Source organism: Sphingobium sp. TomTYG74 (assembly GCF_055393875.1).
Genome location: NZ_AP027342.1, coordinates 489,030 through 507,104, shown reverse-complemented (window position 1 = coordinate 507,104; position 18,075 = coordinate 489,030). Strand labels below are relative to the sequence as shown.

Here is an 18,075-nt window from a genome sequence, read left to right as displayed (position 1 = left end):
CGCGAGCCCGAAGCAATAGAAGGCGGTGGTCATGAAGCGCCAGCAATCTGGCGATGTTGAGATCGGGAAGGTTTTTTGCTAATGGCACCCGCTGCGACGCTTCATGCCGCATTTTTTAGCGCCCGGTGCGCGATTTATATCGAATTCAAGGATAAGCATTGCCTTCTTATAAAGCTCCCTCGTTCCAAGATCGTATCGCCGCAGCAGGATCGGCCAAACAGAAGGCCCTGGATGCGTTGAGAGCCAAGCCGCCCGTCGATGAGGCAATTATGGCGGAGCGACGCCGAGCGCGCGAAGCCAAGGATCAAGCAATTGCAATCGAGCGAGCTGCCAAGGCTGAGGCTGCTGCTTTAGCCAAGGTTCAAAAGGCGGAACGCAAAGCGGCGGAACTGGCGGCAGAAGCTGAAAAGCAAGCCGCTGCAGAGGCTGCGGCAGCACTCAAAGCGGCCAGGCTGACGCCCCCCAGCGCCGCTGAAATGAAGGCCGCGCGCGATGCGCGCTACGCTGCGCGCAAAGCTCGAAATAGATAAGTGATGCCCGCGCCGGTGCCAGCAGGCGTCCTGCATATATGGGCAAGCCGGACTCACATCGTCTCGAATGAGCTGCTCAGCACAGCCTATTAACGCTGTGCGTGCCCCGGAATTTCGGAGAGAATATGGCCGATTTGTATCTGAAAGCATTGGAATCGGAGCGCCGAAGCCTATGGGCCGAATGCAGGCTGAAGGGCCTTGCGAAGGATACTCCGGAGCGCATTCGTATAGCGGAACTGGACGGACTGCTCGCAAAGCATAAAGCTAAGAAAAGCAGTGAATCTGCTCCGTCCGGCCCGGAAGCGAAAACTCGATGAACGGGTACGTCAAATTTGAGACCCCCGATGGTGACGTTCTTGTCATCAATGCAGACCGTGTTAGCTTCGTTCGGCGGTACAAAGGCACTGATCAAGCCAGCGCCATCAACTTTGAAAGAGGACACTACATCGTCGTTCGTGGCGGCCTCGAATCAGTAACGGACGCGCTCGCCAAAGCGTAGCTCGCTGAGTGCGACCCTTTGCGGTCGTTCAGCGTCGAGTTTTCGTTCGCGACTCCGGCACGACAGCTTTTCCGCCTTTGCCTCTTGAAACTGGCGCAAAGTCGCCGCGCACTGGCGGGGGATTTCCCTGCCTACGCAGACCGTTCATTCCTAACTTAACGGGATACTGACCGTACCAACAACAACGGCAGGCGCTCGGCCGCCCCGCTCATGATCGTGTGAAGCGCCAGCGATCGTTCTCGCTCTCTTCCGGATCGAACCGGTATCCGTCGCTGTCAAAGCCGCGCATGGCCTCAACGTCGGTGATGTGATGTTCGCACATCCAGCGCGCCATCATGCCCCGCGCCTTCTTCGCGTTGAAGCTCACGAAGCGCGGACCATTGGGACCAGGATCGCGAAAATCTATGTTGATCACCCGCAAGCCTTCCAGCTTGCCTTCGACAGCCGCGAAATATTCCTGGCTTGCGAGATTGAGCACGGTGTCCGATCCCTCCTCGGCAACCTGCGCCCGCATCAGCGTGGCAATGCGATCGCCCCACCAGTCTGTCAGCTTCTTGTGCCGGGGCGCCCAGCGGGTGCCCATTTCCAGACGATAGGGGCGGATCGCGTCGAGAGGCCGGAGCAGCCCATAAAGCCCCGATAGCATCCGCACATGATTTTGTGCAAAGGCGACGCCGGCTTCGTCCAGCGTATCGACCTCGAAACCGGTGTAGACGTCGCCGGCAAAAGCATACAGCGCCTGCCTCTCGGGCAGGTCAGCGAAATCGCGGAAACGGTCTGCATTGAGTTTTGCGAGGCGCGGCGAGATATGCATCAGCTCCGCCAGACGCTTTTGCGACAGGTTCGCCGCCGACTTGGCGAGACCGCGCGCCTCCTCGGCAAAATGCGGGGTAGTGACGGCGAGTGGCGGCAAGGCGCGCTCAAAGTCGAGCGTCTTGGCGGGAGAAAGCAGGGCAATCATGCCTGGGGCGGTAGCTGCGGCAGCCCCGGTCGTCAAACCGTCGATCTTCAGACTTTAAGCGCGACCCCAACTTCAACGGGCGATACAAATTTCCCCGGAGCAGGCTTGCCCACGGTCACCCGATCAGCCGTGACGCGCAGATTTCCGAGCCACGCTGATCATCGCGCGAAACTGGCCATGTCAAACGCGCCTTGCAGAAGGCTCTTCAAGGTTCGAACGAAGCCCGTTACAGCGGGCGCATGCCTCAAATCCTAATCGATGCCGATGCTTGCCCCGTAAAGGACGAGATCTACAAGGTTGCGTGGCGGTATGATGTACCCGCCATCGTTGTTTCCAACAGCCCCATCCGGGTGCCGGTGCATCCACTCGTCTCGCGGGTAGTGGTGAGTGACGGATTTGATGCAGCGGATGACTGGATCGTGGAACATGTGGACGCAGGCTCCATCGTTATCACTGCCGACATATTGTTGGCCGACCGGTGCCTCAAGGCTGGAAGCGGGGCTGTGATCGCCCCGAATGGGAAGCCTTTTACCCCTGCATCCATTGGCAGTGCCGTCGCGACACGAGCCATCATGGCTGACCTGCGGGCGGGCATGGCCGGCGATGCCCTCGGGGGTCCAGCACCGTTCGGAAAGGCGGACCGATCGCGCTTTTTGTCCGTACTGGATGAGACGATAGTAAGGCTCCGACGAAAAATGTAGTGTGCAACCTTCAAAGATACCGGAAACGACAAAAACTTCGATAGGAAGCTCGTTGGAAACATCTATTTACCCTGCGCCTGTTCCCAGAATTACCCCTCCCACAGTGTCTTGATATTCAGGCGGCAAAGCAGAGCGAAATATTCGGCAAGTCTACTCATATGAAAATGAGAGATTGCGTCAACTTTGCCGCATATATCTTACACGGACTCGATCAACACTACGCCTTCAGCCGGAAGATCAACCGTCAACTGGCTGCGGCTGTCGAGGGTTCTTGTTTCGGACTCGGCGATCTCCGCAGCCTTGCGGATCGTCTCCAATTGGTTCCGGGTCGGATATTGCGGCGATCCGAGTGCCCGCCAAGCCGGGTAAGGAGATCCGCGCTGCTGGTCGACATAGCTCAATTGCACACGGTCCCCAAGATTAGCGCCCTTTATCGAGACTGTCAGTGTCTTACGCTCACCGATCACTTTCCGTTCCTTGCTTGCGCCCGGAATACCGGGGGCCTGCTGCACATCTGCAAGGTTCCAGACCAGCGCTGCAAAGTGCCCGTCTGCCTTGCGCGACGCCAATACCGGCCCCTCAGCAGCCAACCTGCGATGACCCAGCCGGTGCAGCAGCTTGTAGGTATTGAACTCCGGCTTTGCGACGCTGCCGCGCGCTAACATTCCCCAGCCATTCTGGCCTTCCTTAAAGACCCAGTTGGCGACCATATTCTCCTCATATTCACTGCTGATCTGCCACTGACACATGGCATGACAATGAGGCAGGCTGTTCGTGATGGCGTGCGCGATCATCGCCGGACTATCGGCGCTCCATTCATTCAGCCACAACTCCGCTCCTCTGTACCGAGTGGCGTCGATCTGACGGCGGGCCAGAGCTATGCCCGCCGGCACCACATCATACTGCTTATATTTATCGGCGGCACCGAAGATGGCAGCCTGATCATCGCCCGGATAGATATGGGTGGATACGAAATCCACGGGAGCGTTGTTCTTTTCGCAAAAGTTCAGGAACTGCGGGATCCATTGCACGGCGGATGTCGCCGGGCCACCGGTCCTTATCGCAGGATCAACTGCCTTCACCGCCTTCGCTCCCGCAGCGTAAAGCGCGAAATATTCTTCCTGCGTGCCAGTCCAGAACCAGGACTTGAGGTTAGGCTCGTTCCACACCTCGAAATACCATTGCCGCACCTCGTCTCTGCCGTAGCGCTGCACAAGATGACGGACGAACTTCTCGACGAGTTCCCCCCATTTTTCAAATGAGGTAGGCGGCGTCACATTGGCATGATAAAAGCCGAATTCCTTGGTTCCGCTCGCCAGTCCGCGCGGCATGAAGCTCAGTTCCACGAATGGCTGAATGCCTCTGTCCAGAAGTCCGTCGTAGACTGCGTTCACATTTTGAAAATTGCCACCCGCGCCAACGCCAAGTTCATCGTTGAATATGCCGTGGAAACGTATGCGCTCTAGCCCCGCTTCATTCTTGAAACGCTCCAGATCCTTGCGCCATGGTTCGCGCAAGGTAATCGCGGCGCGGTCTGAGCCCATGCAGCGGGACCAGATATGATCCAGCGCGCCAGTCTCCTTCCGCAGGTTTATCTCGACGATGTCTGTCCTCGCCTTTGCCTGCGCTGCAACCGGGGAGGCCACGGCAGCGAGAGTGAGCGCTCCCCCGGCCACTGCGAATTCGCGACGCGTCCACTCGCCACTACTCATTACCATCCCTCTCCGTATACGCTGCTATAAGGGGACACCTATCCAAGCGGCGAGAATAATGCAACTCGGTCGTATACTTTTAGCGCTGTTCGCGGCTATGCTCGCGTTCCGCTTTGGAGTGGTAGAGGAAATCGGCACGCGCGCGACGAGTACGCGCTGCTTCGACTGACCGGCCTCCGCGACCCGGCCGTTATAGCCGGGTTCGCGGGCAGGTGCATTGGTCGGGCGAGCATTCTGGCCGCTCGTGCCAAACCGCTCAGTCGCCCTGCACTTCGCGCAACAGGCCCACCGGTCCGATGAGGCCGGATGACGGTAGTGGCGTGTCGGCAGTGTAGGGCGTGCCGCCGAACGGCTTGCCGCCCGGGCCGATCGTGTCGAACACGCTGCGCGGCTGCTTGAAGCCAAGGCTGGCGGCGTCCTCATGGGTGAAGCTGATCCGTTCGGTCACCCCCGGTTGCCGGTCACCGACCACGCGGTTGACCCATAGGTTGCTGCTTTTTACCTCGATCTTGTTGGGGCCGGGCTTCAGCAGGCCGGTGACGTCCAGCTTGTACGGCGCGGTCCAGGCGATCCCGGCGGATCGACCGTTGACCAGCACCTCGGCGATCACTTCGACCCTGCCAAGGTCAAGCTGCAACCGGCCGCCATCCTCCAGCCACGCCTTGGGGACCCGTACGGTGCGGGTGTAGTTCGCCGTTCCCGAAAAATAGCGCACGCCCGCATCGGCGTCTGTGCTGAGGTCGCGAAGCCGGTCGAGCCGCAGCTTCGCAGGTGCCCCCTTGTCTGGCGGGAAAGCGACGGTCCAGTTGTCCGACAGATCGGCGAGCTGCTGCACGGCCGCTGCTGGCAGCTGCCGACTTGCCGCGCCCTCTCCCCGGAACAGCACGAAGACAGACCCGAACGGATCGAACGGAATATCGACGATGGTGCGCCCGCCATCAACCCGATAGCTCGCTGGCCGCGAAAGGCCGGTCACCGGATCCAGTATCTGGACATCCTTGCCCGTGACGCGGAAAGCCGCCTGCACCGTTTGCGCCCGATCCTGGCGATTGGATACGAAATAGAGGTCGGCATCAGGCAACCGTCGATGAAGGAAGCGAACCTCCGCATCGACAGGCGCTTGCACCAGTTCGAAGTCCGGGCGTATCTGTTCTGCGGCAATGGCGGCATCCAGCGCGGTTGTCGGATAGACTCTGCCCGCGCCGACCTTGCGCACCCCGCCATTTTCGGGCCACAGTTCGGCGATCACTGCGGCGACCTTCTTCTGATCGTCGCTCAGGCTGGGCGACCCGAGGGGCCGCTCTCCCACCAGCACCGCACCATCGCGCACCAAGTTGCGCAGCCGTTCCAGCGTGGGCAAGGTCAGCCACTTCGTTTGGCCGCTCATGTAAAGAAGCCGCCAGGACATGCCGTTGGACGTCGCCAATCGTCCGTCCTTGACGGTGAGACGGGTCTTGATCGCGTCCGCGTTGACATAGTCATATTGCAGACCGTTGGGCACGGCGGGGGGCGTCTCGCCGAACAGGCCAGTGATGGACGTGCCCTCGCCATAAAAGACCGCGACGTCGTTCACGGCCTGGCCCTGTTGCAGCAGGTGGGAGGCGCGGGCGAGGTAGGAGACCCACGGTCCCGCCTGCTCGGCCCAGGTGTCGTTGCGATTGAACCAATGACCGAACGGCCCGAGCACGAGACCCGGCGCCTTGTCGAGCAGCGGCTGATGCACCGAACTATGCAGGATGAACCTGTTCACCCCCGCCAGCATCATCAGGTCGGCATCGGGCTTCAGACGTCGCGGAAAGACAGACCAGGGCGAGCCGTGTACGGTCAGGGATTCCGCAGCGACGATATTCTGGCCCCAGATATGGGCGACCGAAGCCGACTCCCGAATGTCGGCAAAGGCCGACGGCTGGAAAACGCCCGGCTTTTCCTTGACCCACATCGCCGCCATCGGAACGTCGGCCGACGCCTTCATCTCCATGCCGTCGCCCATGGCGGCGGGTGGACCTTCATGGGATTCGCCGTAACGGATCATCCCCGCCTTGTGCAGCTCGGCAGTCAGCGTGTCATAATGTTCCGTCTTCAGCAGGTCCTGCAGGGTGCGGCGGAAATCCCACAGGAACCGGTCGCTCACTTCGGAACTATCGACCATATATCCGGCCAGCACGGGCAGGAACGGCGTTGCGTCATAGCCGCGCAGGCGCTTGAACTGGTCGAGGATCGCAGGGGTCCAGTTCGCTTCCCCGGCTTCCCAGCTGTCGAACACCATGTTGGTGACGCCGCCTTTGCCCAGCTTGCCGCCACTCGCCTCGCGATAGCGATCCAGATATTGCGTGATATAGCTGGTGACGTCCGCCTTGCTGAGCTTGTCCACCTCCAGCCCGCGGCCCGACGCCTGTGCAGGCGCGTTGGTCTGACCGGTCAGTGAATAGCCCAGCCGCAAAACCGTCCAGTTCCCCTTGGGCGGGGTCCAGTCGAGCGACCCGTCAGGCCGCAGCCGTGTCGTAAGGTCAACCACATCTCCTGCTCGCACGGCGCCGGCGGCGGACGGAGTAGCCAAGGCGTAATAGTCGCGGGAGAGGACGAAGCCCGCTTTGCTTTCCCAGGCATTGACCATCGGGGCGCCGTGCAGCACCAATTCGGAAACCAGCAGCTTGCCTGCCGTGGATGTCCCAAGATTGAGGCCGCTGGACTTGCCTGCGGGTTCCTTACCCGCTGGCACGATGACCCTGAACCAGCGCGCCGTGGCCGCCTGGACTGCCGTAGTGCGTTGCGGCCCCGCAGTTTCCAGGCCGCCGACCTGCCGCCAGCTGCGGCCGTCGCTGCTCGCTTCCAGCCGAGCGTCAGGTCCAAGACCAGCGCCACCCCGGCCACCAAAATGAGCGTAGCTGCCCGTCGCGACGGTGACCGCCCGAACCGTAACAGGGCGGCCATAGTCGAACTGCAACCATGCTTCGCCGCCCGGAGAGACGGGGGCCAGCTCGCTGGCAGACACAACGTCGCCGTCCGTCAGCTTCTCCGCTGTGAAGCTGCCACCACTTGCGCTGATAACAGGCGTTGGCAGGATGACGCTTCGTGGCGTGCGGAAGGCGATTACCCTGGCGTCGCGGTAAAAGCCTGAGCTGCCGCCAAAACCAGCGCGATTATTCTGGAACAGCCCAGCTGAAGAAGGCGGGCTTGCAAGCTTGCCGGTGAACGGCTGACCACCCGTCAGCTTTGTCTCGCTCCACACATATTTCTTCATGGCCTGTTCGGGCTTGACCCAGGGCGCGCCGGTCTCGCTCCAGCCCGGCGATCCCGCGACGCCGATGTCGAAGCCCTTGACCAGGCTCTGGTCGACGGCCTGCTTGAAAGCCTCCTTCCAGCCTTCGCTCATGTAGGGCAACGGGTTTTCCACCACGCGAGGCGCGCCAAGATCGACGTCGAACGCCTGGTATCCGCCCAGGCCGATCCGCTGCATCCAGTCGAGGTCAGCTGCGATCCCGGCGGCGCTGATCTGTCCGTTGTTCCAATGCCACCACACCCGGGGCTTGGCGGCGAGAGGCGGTGACCGGAACGCCTCCAGCAACTTGTCATCCTGCGCAGCCGCCGTGGGCGCGCCAATCGCCATCAACGGCGCGAACAGCGCGAGCAGCACTGGCGGAAGCGACTGGAGGACTCGTGCACGTGGCTTTGTCTGACAAATCATGCGCGTGAAATCGGCGCATTGAAGCTGACCAGTCAAGCAAAATACCTCGCGATCAATTGGGACTTGGAGCGTATGGAATGGCGGACGGCCCAGGCCACACCTGAGCGAAGAAGGCGTTCGCCACCGCAATATCGTTATAGGATTCAATGTCTCTCTGGCAAATGGGGCACCAATGCCCCCCAGCCAGGTAAAGATTTGGTGACATATGGAAGCTGTGGCCGACGCTGCATTCAAAGTGCGCCGGGGAGTACGGGTCGCAAAGCTCGTCGGCATGGCACTTGCCACCACGATAGGCCGCTGCCGACCTCAGATCTTCGATGGACCATTCATTCTTCGGCTTGCTGTCATCATAGCCATGGTTGAGCGGTGCGGGATCGCGTGAGGGCTGTGCGAACAGGAAGTCATCCCAGCTCGCGGGGATTTGTTCCCATTCTTCGCGAGAGCCGAAATAGGCATTGATATGTTCGACGTCGTTGGTACGCAGCCAATGGACCGGACCGCCAGCGCCTTCCGCCGTCTTCTGGATCTGCTTGCGCGCGAGGCCAGGGAAGAGGCGCATGATGGTACGCACTATCCACGGGATGCGGCGCGGAAGCTCCGCGAAGAAGTCTTCGATCGTGGTGTGGCGGTACGGTACGAGTTCGTGCAGCCGGTCGGAATCCAGATACCATTGGCCGTGGAAGTTTCGGGTGGCCAGCCATTTGGGGTCGAGCAGACGGCGAAAGTCCCTGACCCCCATCGCGGCCATCATCTTGACCATCAATTCATGGTTGACGAGCCGCGCGGACGCACCGCCGCCTATATTGTAGAAATGGCGCCAGAAATGCTCCGGAACATCGTCGCCGCACAACGCCGCCATCAGTCTGGCCGAATCCTCGACTGTTGACCACTCCATCACCCCGTTAGGCGGGTTGTGGAACATGATCGGACCTTGCGTCTTCCACATGTCATAATGTGCCATGCCCGTCTGCCGGATCGACACCCAATGCTTGAGGCCGGATTCCGCGACGATCGCTTCGCCCTGGGCCTTGGTGCCGGCATAATGGCCGTTGAATCCGGTGCAGATCGGGTCTCCGGTGCGCCCCCAGTGGATTGGCGGATTGCGGCTGCCGGTCTGTGCCACGGTGCCGATGTACACCAGGCGGATGTCATCGGCATTCGGCTGCGCCTTGATTGCCTCTACGACGTTGCGGGTGCCGCCGACATTCACTTTCTCAACGATCGCTGGCGGCAGTTCGTCGGCTAGCGGCGAGACGAGTGCGCCCATGTGCAACACGATGTCGGCGCCTGCGACCGCCTGATTGATCGAGGCGGCGTCCGTGAGATCGCCCCAGGCATAGTCGATGCCCTGACGTTTGCGCAGGCGGCGAATGACCGGGTGTTTTCTTTCCTCCGGACGGACCAGCACACGAAGCCTGATGTCTGACTGCTGCAACAGCGCGTCCACTACCGCGCGGCCCATATTGCCGGTCGCGCCGGTCACCAGCACCAGCTTCCCGTTTTTCGGCATGTTCTGTCCTTCGATCCGATGATCTTCGCGTCGTTAAAGCCCGAAAACGCATTTGCCAATTGAAATGTACATTGATGTCCATTTAAGGGCTGCGGGACGATTCTTTTGCCCGGAAGGGAATGCCAGGATGAGCGATTTTCAAACCGAACCACGGCCGGGGGACCCCCACTGGCATAGCGAGGTCGAAGCTCCGCTTGTCGTCGATGATGTTGGCTCGATCGAATGGGATTTCGCTGCGGATGTCGTCATTGTCGGTTATGGCGGGGCGGGTGTGTCAGCAGCGCTGGAGGCGAGGGAGCAAGGTCTTACCGTACTCGCCATCGACCGCACCGACGGCGGCGGCGCGACTCGCATCAACGGCGGCATCTTTTACGGAGGCGGCGGCACTCCCGCGCAGCAGGAAGCGGGTGTGGAAGATTCGGCGGAAGATATGTTCCGCTATCTCCAGCTAGAAACCCAAGGAGTGGTTAGCGACGATACATTGCAACGCCTCTGCGACACGAGTGCGGAAACGGCACGCTGGCTCGCCAGGCACGGCGTGCGCTTCGAAGGGCGGCTCTACGCCAAGAAGACCAGCTACCCGCACACCGATTATACGCTCTACCATTCGGACAACAGCCTCGCGCCCAATTATAAGGCCGTGGCGAGACCGGCGGCACGTGGGCATCGGGCGCTGGTCGATAAGCTCGATGCGCCGATGGGCTACGGGAAGGGCCTCTATGACCCGCTGCGTGCGTCGGCCGATCGATCGGGCGTCGAATGCCTCACCTCCGCCAAGGTGCGCCAACTCGTCGTTGATCGGTCCGGCCGTGTCGTCGGGGCCTGCGCAATTCAGATCCCAGCTCACACAAAGGAGGGACAGCGCCACGCCGCCTTGATGCGGCGCGCGACTGCACTGGTGCTGCGTCTTCCTCCGTCGATGCCTTTTGCCGGGCTGCTGGCGCGCCACGCCGCTGGCCTCTTCGCCAAGGCCAGGGATCTGGAACAAAGCATCGGTATCAAACGGCTGGTACGCGCTCGCAGGGGCGTGTGCCTGTCGGCGGGCGGCTTCATCTTCAATCGGGCGATGGTCGCCCATTATGCGCCCAAATATCTGAAAGGAATGCCGCTCGGCACGCCGGGCGACGATGGCAGCGGCATAAGGCTGGGGCAGAGTGCAGGGGGCTCTGTGTCGCGTCTGCACCATGCCAGCGCGTGGCGTTTCATCAATCCCCCCATGGCGTGGGCACAAGGCATGGTGGTGAACCGCAAGGGTCAGCGATATGTCAACGAGATGCTCTATGGCGCATCAATTGGCATGCCGATGGTTGAGGATCATCAGGGCGTGTGCTGGATTGTGCTGGACGACGAGCAGTTCCGCAAGGCTAAGGCGCAGTGTCGCAGTAAGGCCATATTACCTTTCCAGGGCTATCCGGCGCTTGCTGCCATGTTGCTGGGGTCGAAAAAGGCCGCGAGCGTCAAGGCTCTTGCTCGCAAGTGCGGCATCGACCCTGTGGGGCTGGAACAATCCATTGCAGACTATAACCGGCTGGCGGGCAGCGGTGATCGCGACCCGTTCGGCAAAGCGAACGAGGATATTGTGCCGGTTCGCAAAGGGCCTTTCCACGCGATCAACATGTCCATCGATGCAAAGCTCAGCTTCTTGCCCGTGCTGACGCTGGGCGGGCTGAAGGTCGACGAATCTAGCGGCGCGGTGCTCGACCAGCATGGCGCCGCGATTGCTGGCTTATACGCTGCGGGACGAACTGCCGTTGGGGTCTGCTCAAACATCTACGTTAGTGGCCTGTCAGTCGCAGACTGTGTTTTTTCCGGGCGGCGCGCGGCACGGTCCATGGCTCAGGTCGCTTGACACCTATTGTCATGGACGCAGCTGTGCATCAAAGGCGATAGCATGGCCCATCCGAAGCCCAGCCCAGATAAGCTCGCGATCAAGCGCGGGCGTCCCACAGCCGAGGATGTCGCACGGATCGAACAAGCGATCCTCTCAACGGCACGGGGGATGTTTCTGGCCGAGGGGTTCGACGGCGTCGCCATGGAGGCTGTCGCCGCCGAGACCGGGGTTAGCCGCACTACCCTCTATAGCCGCTACGCGACTAAGGCGGCGCTATTTCGGGCTGTAGTCCAAAATACCGTTGAGCTCTGGTATGCGCGCCCCCGCCCAAACGACTTGCTCGATCATGCTGATATTCGCACCATCCTGCTATCTCGTGTCGCGGACATGGCAGCCGTCCTTGTAGATCCGCTATTCCGCGCCTTCCATTCGCTGACTTTGTCCAACCGGCATCGGTTCCCGGAATTGGGGATGATGATGCACGAGCTCGGCTATCAAAATGCCGTGCGGCTATTATCCCAGGACATACAAAATTCGGCTCAGCGGGACCGCGTTCAAGTTAAGCGCCCTGAATTGGTGGCCCAATTGATCATCAACGGAGTATATGGCTGGTTCGTGCAGCATGATCTGGTCCGGGAAGTAGCAGCGTCCGAGATCGAAGTTCAGGGCCAATCCGTCGTAGATATGCTGATGCAGTCGCGCGAAACCTGGTAGGAGTTTCCAGCAAGCGTGCTCTCATGTGAGCGCATGCAGCGGCCGACCTTCGGATCACCAGGCGGCTTGGCCTCCAAAGATTACCTCAACCGCATCTTTGGCGAATGCCTCTACTTCCCCTTTTTCAAGCTCGCGAACGAGGTCTTGGGTGCGGCGCCACCCGATGATCATGCTGAGCAGCTGTTGCGCAACGCGCTCTGGGTCCTGGACCGGCCTTGAGGTTCCTGCAGATCCCTTGCGGATTTCCGCCGCCAGGAACTCCAGTTCGTACCGATAGCCAAGATCGTGAAAGGCTTTGGCAAATTGAGGGAAACGCGAAGAGGTCGCTTGAATCAATCGGTCAAACGTTCGCACCTCTGTCCCGCCCAAGGCGTGGGCGAAGGTTTGCGCATGCCTGATCATCCTCAGTTTGAAATCGTCAGGCAGATTCACGTCATTCTCACCGGCAGCGGCAGCCCATTGCCTCACGCGATCTTCGATAACCCCATTCATGAGGGCCTCCTTCGTCGCGTATCGGGAGTAGAGCGTTCTCTTTGACACTCCTGCGCCCATCGCCACTGCAACCATTGAAGTTGCGTCGTAACCATGGGTAAGAAATAGCTTTGTCGCCGTTTCCAGAATAACGTTCTCTTTCAAGCCCGCTTCTTCCAAAGTGGGTCTTCCCATCTTGCCCTTTCGGTTCACCCTTTTCGACGCTTCCAAAATCAACGGTCCTCATCAGCTTACCCGCTGCTCCTTTTTGCATCTTGGAAACGCAGGGTTAGGGTCAACCACCGGCTATTATGGCGGCATACCCCTAATCCCGCTTTAGCGGCCCGGCAGAGGAAATTGCAATCAATCTGGTCGCTGACCGCAGGGGCGAGGCGAGCAGCGAAAAAATGATCCTTATGTGTTTACTTCTTGACCGATTCAGTTCAAGTGAATGACGCTACTCTGCAAAGTGAGGGTGTTTGAACTAGGCCAAATGGGTCGAAGCACGGATGATTTGGCCTGCAATGATAGCGCTACCATTCGATCAAAGTTTAAAATGAGGGAGGAAGTATGAAAGGGATGTTACCAAAGAAAAAGCTGCTGTGGCTGATGACCGGCGCAGCTTATGGCGCTTTCTCGGGAGGGGCGGGGGCGCAAGAAAATGCGCAAAATGTGGCTAACGGCGCAAACCTCTCCGACACGGAAATCGTAGTGACTGCTACCCGCCGGGCGCAGGCGCTGCAGGATGTTCCAATGAGCATCAATGTTGCGACTGGCGAGCAGATTGAGCGCCTCAAAATCTTTGACGTCAAGGATGTGCAGCAACTCGCGCCCGGCCTCGAGCTGAGGAACGACAATGGCCGCAGCAATACTGCGACACTGCGCGGCGTCTCCTTCGATCCTGATCAAGGCACCGGCCCGTCAGTAGATCTCTATTTCAACGAAGTTCCCGTGGACGCACAGACCGCGTTCACAGCCATCTATGACATCGACCAGATTGAGGTACTTCGTGGTCCGCAGGGCGGTCTGCGTGGTCGTACGGCCCCATCTGGCGCCATCACCATCCGCACCCGTCGGCCAAACCTTAATGCCATTGAGGGCTATGGACAGGCTACGGTCACGGAGGACGCTGGTTTCAATGTGCAGGGCGGCGTTTCGCTGCCACTGGTGCAGGACAAGGTCGCGCTCCGTGCATCGATGCTGGTCGATGGCAATCGCGGCGCCCAGGTCCGCAACATCAATCGTGACGATTGGACGCGCAGCCGCACTATGAGCGGGCGCCTGTCATTGGCGTTGCAGCCCGCCGAAGGCTTCGACATCAATCTGATGTACCAATATCTGAACGCGGATAACCGCGTCTACCCGCAGGTTTTCGGTTCGGGTAATGCCGCGATCGGCAATCCGCCTATCGCGCTGGGCGATCGGCTGGCTGTCGCCGAGGGTCTCAGCCGCTTCGTTAACAACAGCCATTTGCTCACTCTCGACGCAAATTACGATCTTGGACCGGTTACGGTGGCGCTTGTTGCCGGTCATCAGGAATCGAAGCTGACGCAGACCGGCGAGACTGACGGCGGAAACGCAATCCACAACTACACACCGACGCAGATTACGCGGACGCCCTATAATGTGGATACGGCTGAACTTCGGCTACTGTCGAATAATGACGGCTTCTTCAACTGGACGATCGGCGCCTATTATACCAAGCAGACCGGCAATGTGACCGTCAGCAACCCACTTGACTACATCGTTGGTGCTCCCGGTGTGCCGTTCCCCGTCTTCATTCAGCCTGTTCAGGGCTTCATCCAAATACCTGTCAGCGGTGAAACCATGGCGGTGGCGGGCAGCGTCCGTCTGAAGCCGACCGACAATCTGACGATCGAGGCGGCGGGCCGTTATACCCGCCTCAAGAGCAAGCAATTCGCCACGATCACTATCCCGGGGACCGGAACCTTCCCCATTGTCGATTTCGACTCAAAAGCGCATCCTTTCACTGGATCGGCCACGATCACTTATGAGTTCAGCCCTGATCTCACCGTGTATGGCGCTTATGGTCGGTCTTATCGCGGCGCGACGGCGGGCGTTGGCACTCCGCAAAATGTCAGCACCGACCTTGTGATCAGCAAGCCTGAACGATCTGACTCCTTCGAAGTCGGCTTCAAGTCCGCTTTCCTCGACCGGCGGCTTTCGCTCGACGTGTCGGCCTTCTACCAGAAGTTCGACAATTTCATTTCCCGCTTCACCGGGATCGCCACGGATCAGGGGACCCAAGTCTTCCCTGGCTTCTTCGCAGGGCCACCAAACGGCTCGGTCGATACAAATGCCGACTATAACTACAATGGCAAGGCCAAGGTGAAGGGCATTGAAGCCACCCTGGCGGGCAGGCCGACGGACAATTGGGACTTCTCGGTCAGCGCGTCCTACGTCAAGGCGCGTTTTCAGAATGCTCTTCTGCCGTGCAACATAGTCGATCCCGCAACGGGCCGGAATATTGTTGTCCCCAATGCGGCGTTCGGGGGCCTGAACAATGTCAGCTTCTGTGAGCGTAATTCGCGCCTGGCAGATGTCCCGGACTTCAGCCTTACCGCTAACAGCGAAATCCGCTTCGGTTCCGGCCCGATACAGCCATTCATCCGTGGCTTGATCAGCTATCGTCCGAGCGTATTTTCCGAGCGGCAACAGTTCCGTTATCCGCATCGGGAATTGATCAACTTGTTTGTCGGTTTGCGCGGCGAAGAGAATAAGTGGGAAGTTTCGGCCTTTGTCCGTAACTTGCTGAACCAGAACAAGCTGACAAACGTTTCAATCACCAACGCGATCACAACGGCCAGCAACGATCCGTCGATCACCTATGACTCGGGTTATCGCACCGCTGTCCTTACCAATCCACGCGAATTCGGCCTGTCGGGGTCGATCCGCTTCTGATTGACTAGGCCCGCCAGCCTTATTCCGGCTGGCGGGCCAACTTGCACAGTTGAAATAAACGCAACTGACCTGTTTACTTAATGCCTGGCGGTATTGTAAAAGACTGATAGGATTTTGGCTCGCCTGAGATGGCGAGAGCATTAACATCATTCATGGAGGATTTTGTGGCGGAGCGGCTGGCAGTTACTCGGCGCATGTTTATCGCGACCACCGCTTTGGCCATGCCTGCTGCAGCAATGGCGCAAATGGGAGGCAGGGCCGTCTACCGCGATCCAAAGGCGCCGGTAGAGGATCGCGTCCGCGATCTGCTCAGCCGTATGACGCTGGAGGAAAAAGCCGCGCAGATGCGCTCGATGGCCTATACCAAGGCGTCTTTCCTGGAAGGCGATAATTTCTCGCCAGACAAGGCGATGAAGGTCTTCCAGGACGGCATCGGCCAAATCGGCAATCCAAGTGACACGAACGGCACCAAGCGCGCTGCGACCGACGCTTATCGCGCACCCGGTGAGACGATCGACTTGATCAACGCGATCCAGCGCCATCTCGTCGAACAGACACGGCTCGGCATCCCTGCGCTCTTCCATGAGGAGACGGCGCACGGGCTGAAAGCGCGCGACGCGACCATCTTCCCTATTCCTCTCGGCCTCGGAAGTACTTGGGACCCAAGCCTTATCCAACAGGCGTTCGAACTCGCGGGGCGCGAGGCGCGCATGCGTGGGGCAACGGTCGCGCTCAGTCCGGTGCTCGATCTCGCCCGTGATCCCCGCTTTGGTCGGGTTGAGGAGTTTTTCGGCGAAGATCCTTATCTTGTGAGCCAGATGGGCATCGCCTCAGTGCTAGGCCAGCAAGGGGCGCGGCCACTTGCCGCCGATAAAGTTTTCACCACGCTGAAGCATTTCATCCACGGCTCTCCGGAGGGCGGGCTCAACACCGCGCCCGCCGACATGAGCGAACGGACTTTGCGGGAGAATTTCCTGGTCCCCTTCGAACAGGTGATCAGGAAAGCCGACCCCGCTATCATCATGCCCTCCTATAATGAGATTGAGGGCGTTCCTTCCCACGCCAATTTTGAATTGCTCCAGCGCACAGGTCGTGAGCGGCTTAAGTTCCGTGGCGCCTATTTCAGCGACTATGGCGGCGTTACCAATCTCGTGACCCACCATAATATGGCTGCGAACGATGATGAGGCGGCAGTGCTCGCGCTTCATGCGGGCGTCGATGCCGAATTGCCGGAGGGCCAGGCCTATGCGCGCCTTCCTGAACTGGTCCGCGCCGGCCGCATCCCCGAAGCCAGCCTGGACGCAGCGGTCAGCCGCATCCTTGCGCTCAAGTTCGAAGCTGGCCTGTTCGAAAATCCCTATGTGAACAAGGCCCGAGCGCTGCGACAAGTGAATGCCCCGGCCAGCAAGGCGCTCGCTCGCAAGGTCGCACAAAAGTCGCTGGTGCTTCTGAAGAATGATGGGCTGCTGCCCCTCGATCCCGCTGCTTCGCGCAAGATCGCGGTGATTGGCCCCAATGCGATAGAACCTCTCTTCGGCGGCTATTCATCGGTCAATGCGCACGCGGTCGGCATCCTGGCAGGCGTGCAGGCGGCGGCAGGCAAGAATATCACGATCGAACATGCCGAAGGCGTCCAGATCGTCAAACCCGATAAGATGGCGCAGCATCTCCCCGGCAGGCCCGCGCGCTATGCCGATCCGGCGGAAAATGCCGCGCGCATCGCGCAGGCGGTTGAAGTGGCCAAGCGGTCCGACGTCATCCTCCTTGTCGTGGGCGACGTGCCGGAAATCACGCGCGAGGCAATCCATGCGGGCGCGCCTGGCGATCGCAACAGCCTCAATCTGTTCGGCGATCAGGACGCGCTGGTCGAAGCGATGATCGAGACCGGCAAGCCGATTATTGCGCTGCTCATCAACGGGCGGCCGCTCACCGTGACGCGGCTTGCGGAAAAAGCGAACGCGCTCGTCGAAGGTTGGTATCTCGGACAGGAAGGCGGCAACGCTTTTGCCGACATGCTGTTTGGCAAGGTCAATCCCGGCGGCAAGCTGCCGGTCACCTTCCCCCGCTCGGTCGGCGATCTGCCGATGTTCTACAACCAGCATCCGTCGGCCAAGACCGGCAAGCGCTATGTCGAGGGCAAGCCCATACCCTTGTTCCCGTTCGGCCATGGCCTGAGCTACACGACATTCGACATTTCCGCGCCCCGCCTCGCCAAATCGACCATTGCCGTAGGTGAAACCGCGATTGTCGAGGTCGATGTGACCAACACAGGCTCAAGAGCCGGTGACGAGGTGGTCCAGCTTTATGTCCGCGATGATGTAAGCTCGGTGCCGCGCCCGCTGCTGGAACTGCGCGGGTTTGAACGCGTCACCTTGAAGCCGGGCGAAAAGCGTAAGGTGCAGTTCCGGCTTGATCCGGACAGCCTAGCCTTTTGGAACATCGATATGGCCTATGTCGTCGAGCCAGGGACCTTCACAATTCATGCGGGTCCCAGTTCGGACAAGTTGAAATCAGTGAAGCTGACGGTCGCCTGACCGCG

General features: G+C 59.9%; 12 protein-coding genes. 7 read left to right on the top strand and 5 right to left on the bottom strand.

Annotation, left to right across the window (positions count from 1 at the left end; genetic code table 11):
* Positions 1-158 precede the first annotated feature (158 nt).
* Both ACZ5TB_RS15355 and ACZ5TB_RS15350 read left to right on the top strand, forming a co-directional pair.
* On the top strand, positions 159-530 hold the full coding sequence (locus ACZ5TB_RS15355) for a DUF6481 family protein (RefSeq protein WP_464792573.1): 372 nt from the start codon (positions 159-161) through the stop codon (positions 528-530).
* Positions 531-655: 125 nt separating this feature from the next.
* On the top strand, positions 656-847 hold the full coding sequence (locus ACZ5TB_RS15350; protein WP_464792572.1) for a hypothetical protein: 192 nt from the start codon (positions 656-658) through the stop codon (positions 845-847).
* Between the two features lie 390 nt (positions 848-1,237).
* On the opposite strand, the gene yaaA is transcribed toward ACZ5TB_RS15350, so the two are convergent.
* On the bottom strand, positions 1,238-1,990 hold the full coding sequence (gene yaaA, locus ACZ5TB_RS15345; RefSeq protein WP_464793254.1) for a peroxide stress protein YaaA: 753 nt from the start codon (positions 1,988-1,990) through the stop codon (positions 1,238-1,240).
* Between the two features lie 239 nt (positions 1,991-2,229).
* Between yaaA and ACZ5TB_RS15340 the strand changes: the two genes are divergently transcribed.
* Positions 2,230-2,691: a YaiI/YqxD family protein gene (locus ACZ5TB_RS15340; RefSeq protein WP_464780221.1), complete on the top strand. Its 462-nt coding sequence runs from the start codon at positions 2,230-2,232 to the stop codon at positions 2,689-2,691.
* 197 nt (positions 2,692-2,888) lie between these two features.
* Here ACZ5TB_RS15340 and ACZ5TB_RS15335 read toward each other — a convergent pair whose 3' ends face one another.
* The 3 genes from ACZ5TB_RS15335 to ACZ5TB_RS15325 all read right to left on the bottom strand — a co-directional run bounded on the left by ACZ5TB_RS15335 (position 2,889) and on the right by ACZ5TB_RS15325 (position 9,598).
* Positions 2,889-4,403 carry a GH39 family glycosyl hydrolase gene (locus ACZ5TB_RS15335; protein WP_464793253.1) on the bottom strand — a complete coding sequence of 505 codons (1,515 nt, stop codon included), beginning with the start codon at positions 4,401-4,403 and terminating at the stop codon, positions 2,889-2,891.
* 256 nt (positions 4,404-4,659) lie between these two features.
* Entirely contained in the window at positions 4,660-8,037 is a 3,378-nt protein-coding gene (locus ACZ5TB_RS15330; protein ID WP_464793252.1) for a glycosyl hydrolase, read from the bottom strand.
* A 103-nt stretch (positions 8,038-8,140) separates the two neighbouring features.
* Complete coding sequence (locus ACZ5TB_RS15325; RefSeq protein WP_464793251.1) at positions 8,141-9,598, bottom strand: NAD-dependent epimerase/dehydratase family protein; 1,458 nt, start codon at positions 9,596-9,598, stop codon at positions 8,141-8,143.
* A gap of 127 nt (positions 9,599-9,725) precedes the next feature.
* Here ACZ5TB_RS15325 and ACZ5TB_RS15320 point away from each other — a divergent pair, with 127 nt between their 5' ends.
* Both ACZ5TB_RS15320 and ACZ5TB_RS15315 read left to right on the top strand, forming a co-directional pair.
* Positions 9,726-11,447: an FAD-binding protein gene (locus ACZ5TB_RS15320; protein WP_464793250.1), complete on the top strand. Its 1,722-nt coding sequence runs from the start codon at positions 9,726-9,728 to the stop codon at positions 11,445-11,447.
* 42 nt (positions 11,448-11,489) lie between these two features.
* Positions 11,490-12,143 (top strand): TetR/AcrR family transcriptional regulator, encoded by a 654-nt coding sequence (locus ACZ5TB_RS15315; protein ID WP_464780226.1) that lies wholly within the window; start codon positions 11,490-11,492, stop codon positions 12,141-12,143.
* A 54-nt stretch (positions 12,144-12,197) separates the two neighbouring features.
* On the opposite strand, the gene ACZ5TB_RS15310 is transcribed toward ACZ5TB_RS15315, so the two are convergent.
* A complete protein-coding gene (locus ACZ5TB_RS15310; protein WP_464793249.1) occupies positions 12,198-12,809 on the bottom strand; it encodes a TetR/AcrR family transcriptional regulator in 612 nt (203 codons plus the stop codon).
* A gap of 375 nt (positions 12,810-13,184) precedes the next feature.
* Between ACZ5TB_RS15310 and ACZ5TB_RS15305 the strand changes: the two genes are divergently transcribed.
* Together ACZ5TB_RS15305 and ACZ5TB_RS15300 are read left to right on the top strand one after the other, a co-directional pair.
* Positions 13,185-15,536, top strand: coding sequence for a TonB-dependent receptor (locus ACZ5TB_RS15305; RefSeq protein ID WP_464793248.1), 2,352 nt, complete (start codon positions 13,185-13,187; stop codon positions 15,534-15,536).
* A 152-nt stretch (positions 15,537-15,688) separates the two neighbouring features.
* Entirely contained in the window at positions 15,689-18,070 is a 2,382-nt protein-coding gene (locus ACZ5TB_RS15300) for a glycoside hydrolase family 3 N-terminal domain-containing protein (protein WP_464793247.1), read from the top strand.
* Positions 18,071-18,075: the final 5 nt, after the last annotated feature.

Bases quoted from the DNA above. Each gene is read 5' to 3' on its own strand.
- ACZ5TB_RS15310 (WP_464793249.1), bottom strand. From the start codon at position 12,809: ATGGGAAGACCCACTTTGGAAGAAGCGGGCTTGAAAGAGAACGTTATT.
- yaaA (WP_464793254.1), bottom strand. From the start codon at position 1,990: ATGATTGCCCTGCTTTCTCCCGCCAAGACGCTCGACTTTGAGCGCGCC.
- ACZ5TB_RS15300 (WP_464793247.1), top strand. From the start codon at position 15,689: ATGGAGGATTTTGTGGCGGAGCGGCTGGCAGTTACTCGGCGCATGTTT.
- ACZ5TB_RS15350 (WP_464792572.1), top strand. From the start codon at position 656: ATGGCCGATTTGTATCTGAAAGCATTGGAATCGGAGCGCCGAAGCCTA.
- ACZ5TB_RS15335 (WP_464793253.1), bottom strand. From the start codon at position 4,403: ATGAGTAGTGGCGAGTGGACGCGTCGCGAATTCGCAGTGGCCGGGGGA.
- ACZ5TB_RS15320 (WP_464793250.1), top strand. From the start codon at position 9,726: ATGAGCGATTTTCAAACCGAACCACGGCCGGGGGACCCCCACTGGCAT.
- ACZ5TB_RS15315 (WP_464780226.1), top strand. From the start codon at position 11,490: ATGGCCCATCCGAAGCCCAGCCCAGATAAGCTCGCGATCAAGCGCGGG.
- ACZ5TB_RS15325 (WP_464793251.1), bottom strand. From the start codon at position 9,598: ATGCCGAAAAACGGGAAGCTGGTGCTGGTGACCGGCGCGACCGGCAAT.
- ACZ5TB_RS15340 (WP_464780221.1), top strand. From the start codon at position 2,230: ATGCCTCAAATCCTAATCGATGCCGATGCTTGCCCCGTAAAGGACGAG.
- ACZ5TB_RS15305 (WP_464793248.1), top strand. From the start codon at position 13,185: ATGAAAGGGATGTTACCAAAGAAAAAGCTGCTGTGGCTGATGACCGGC.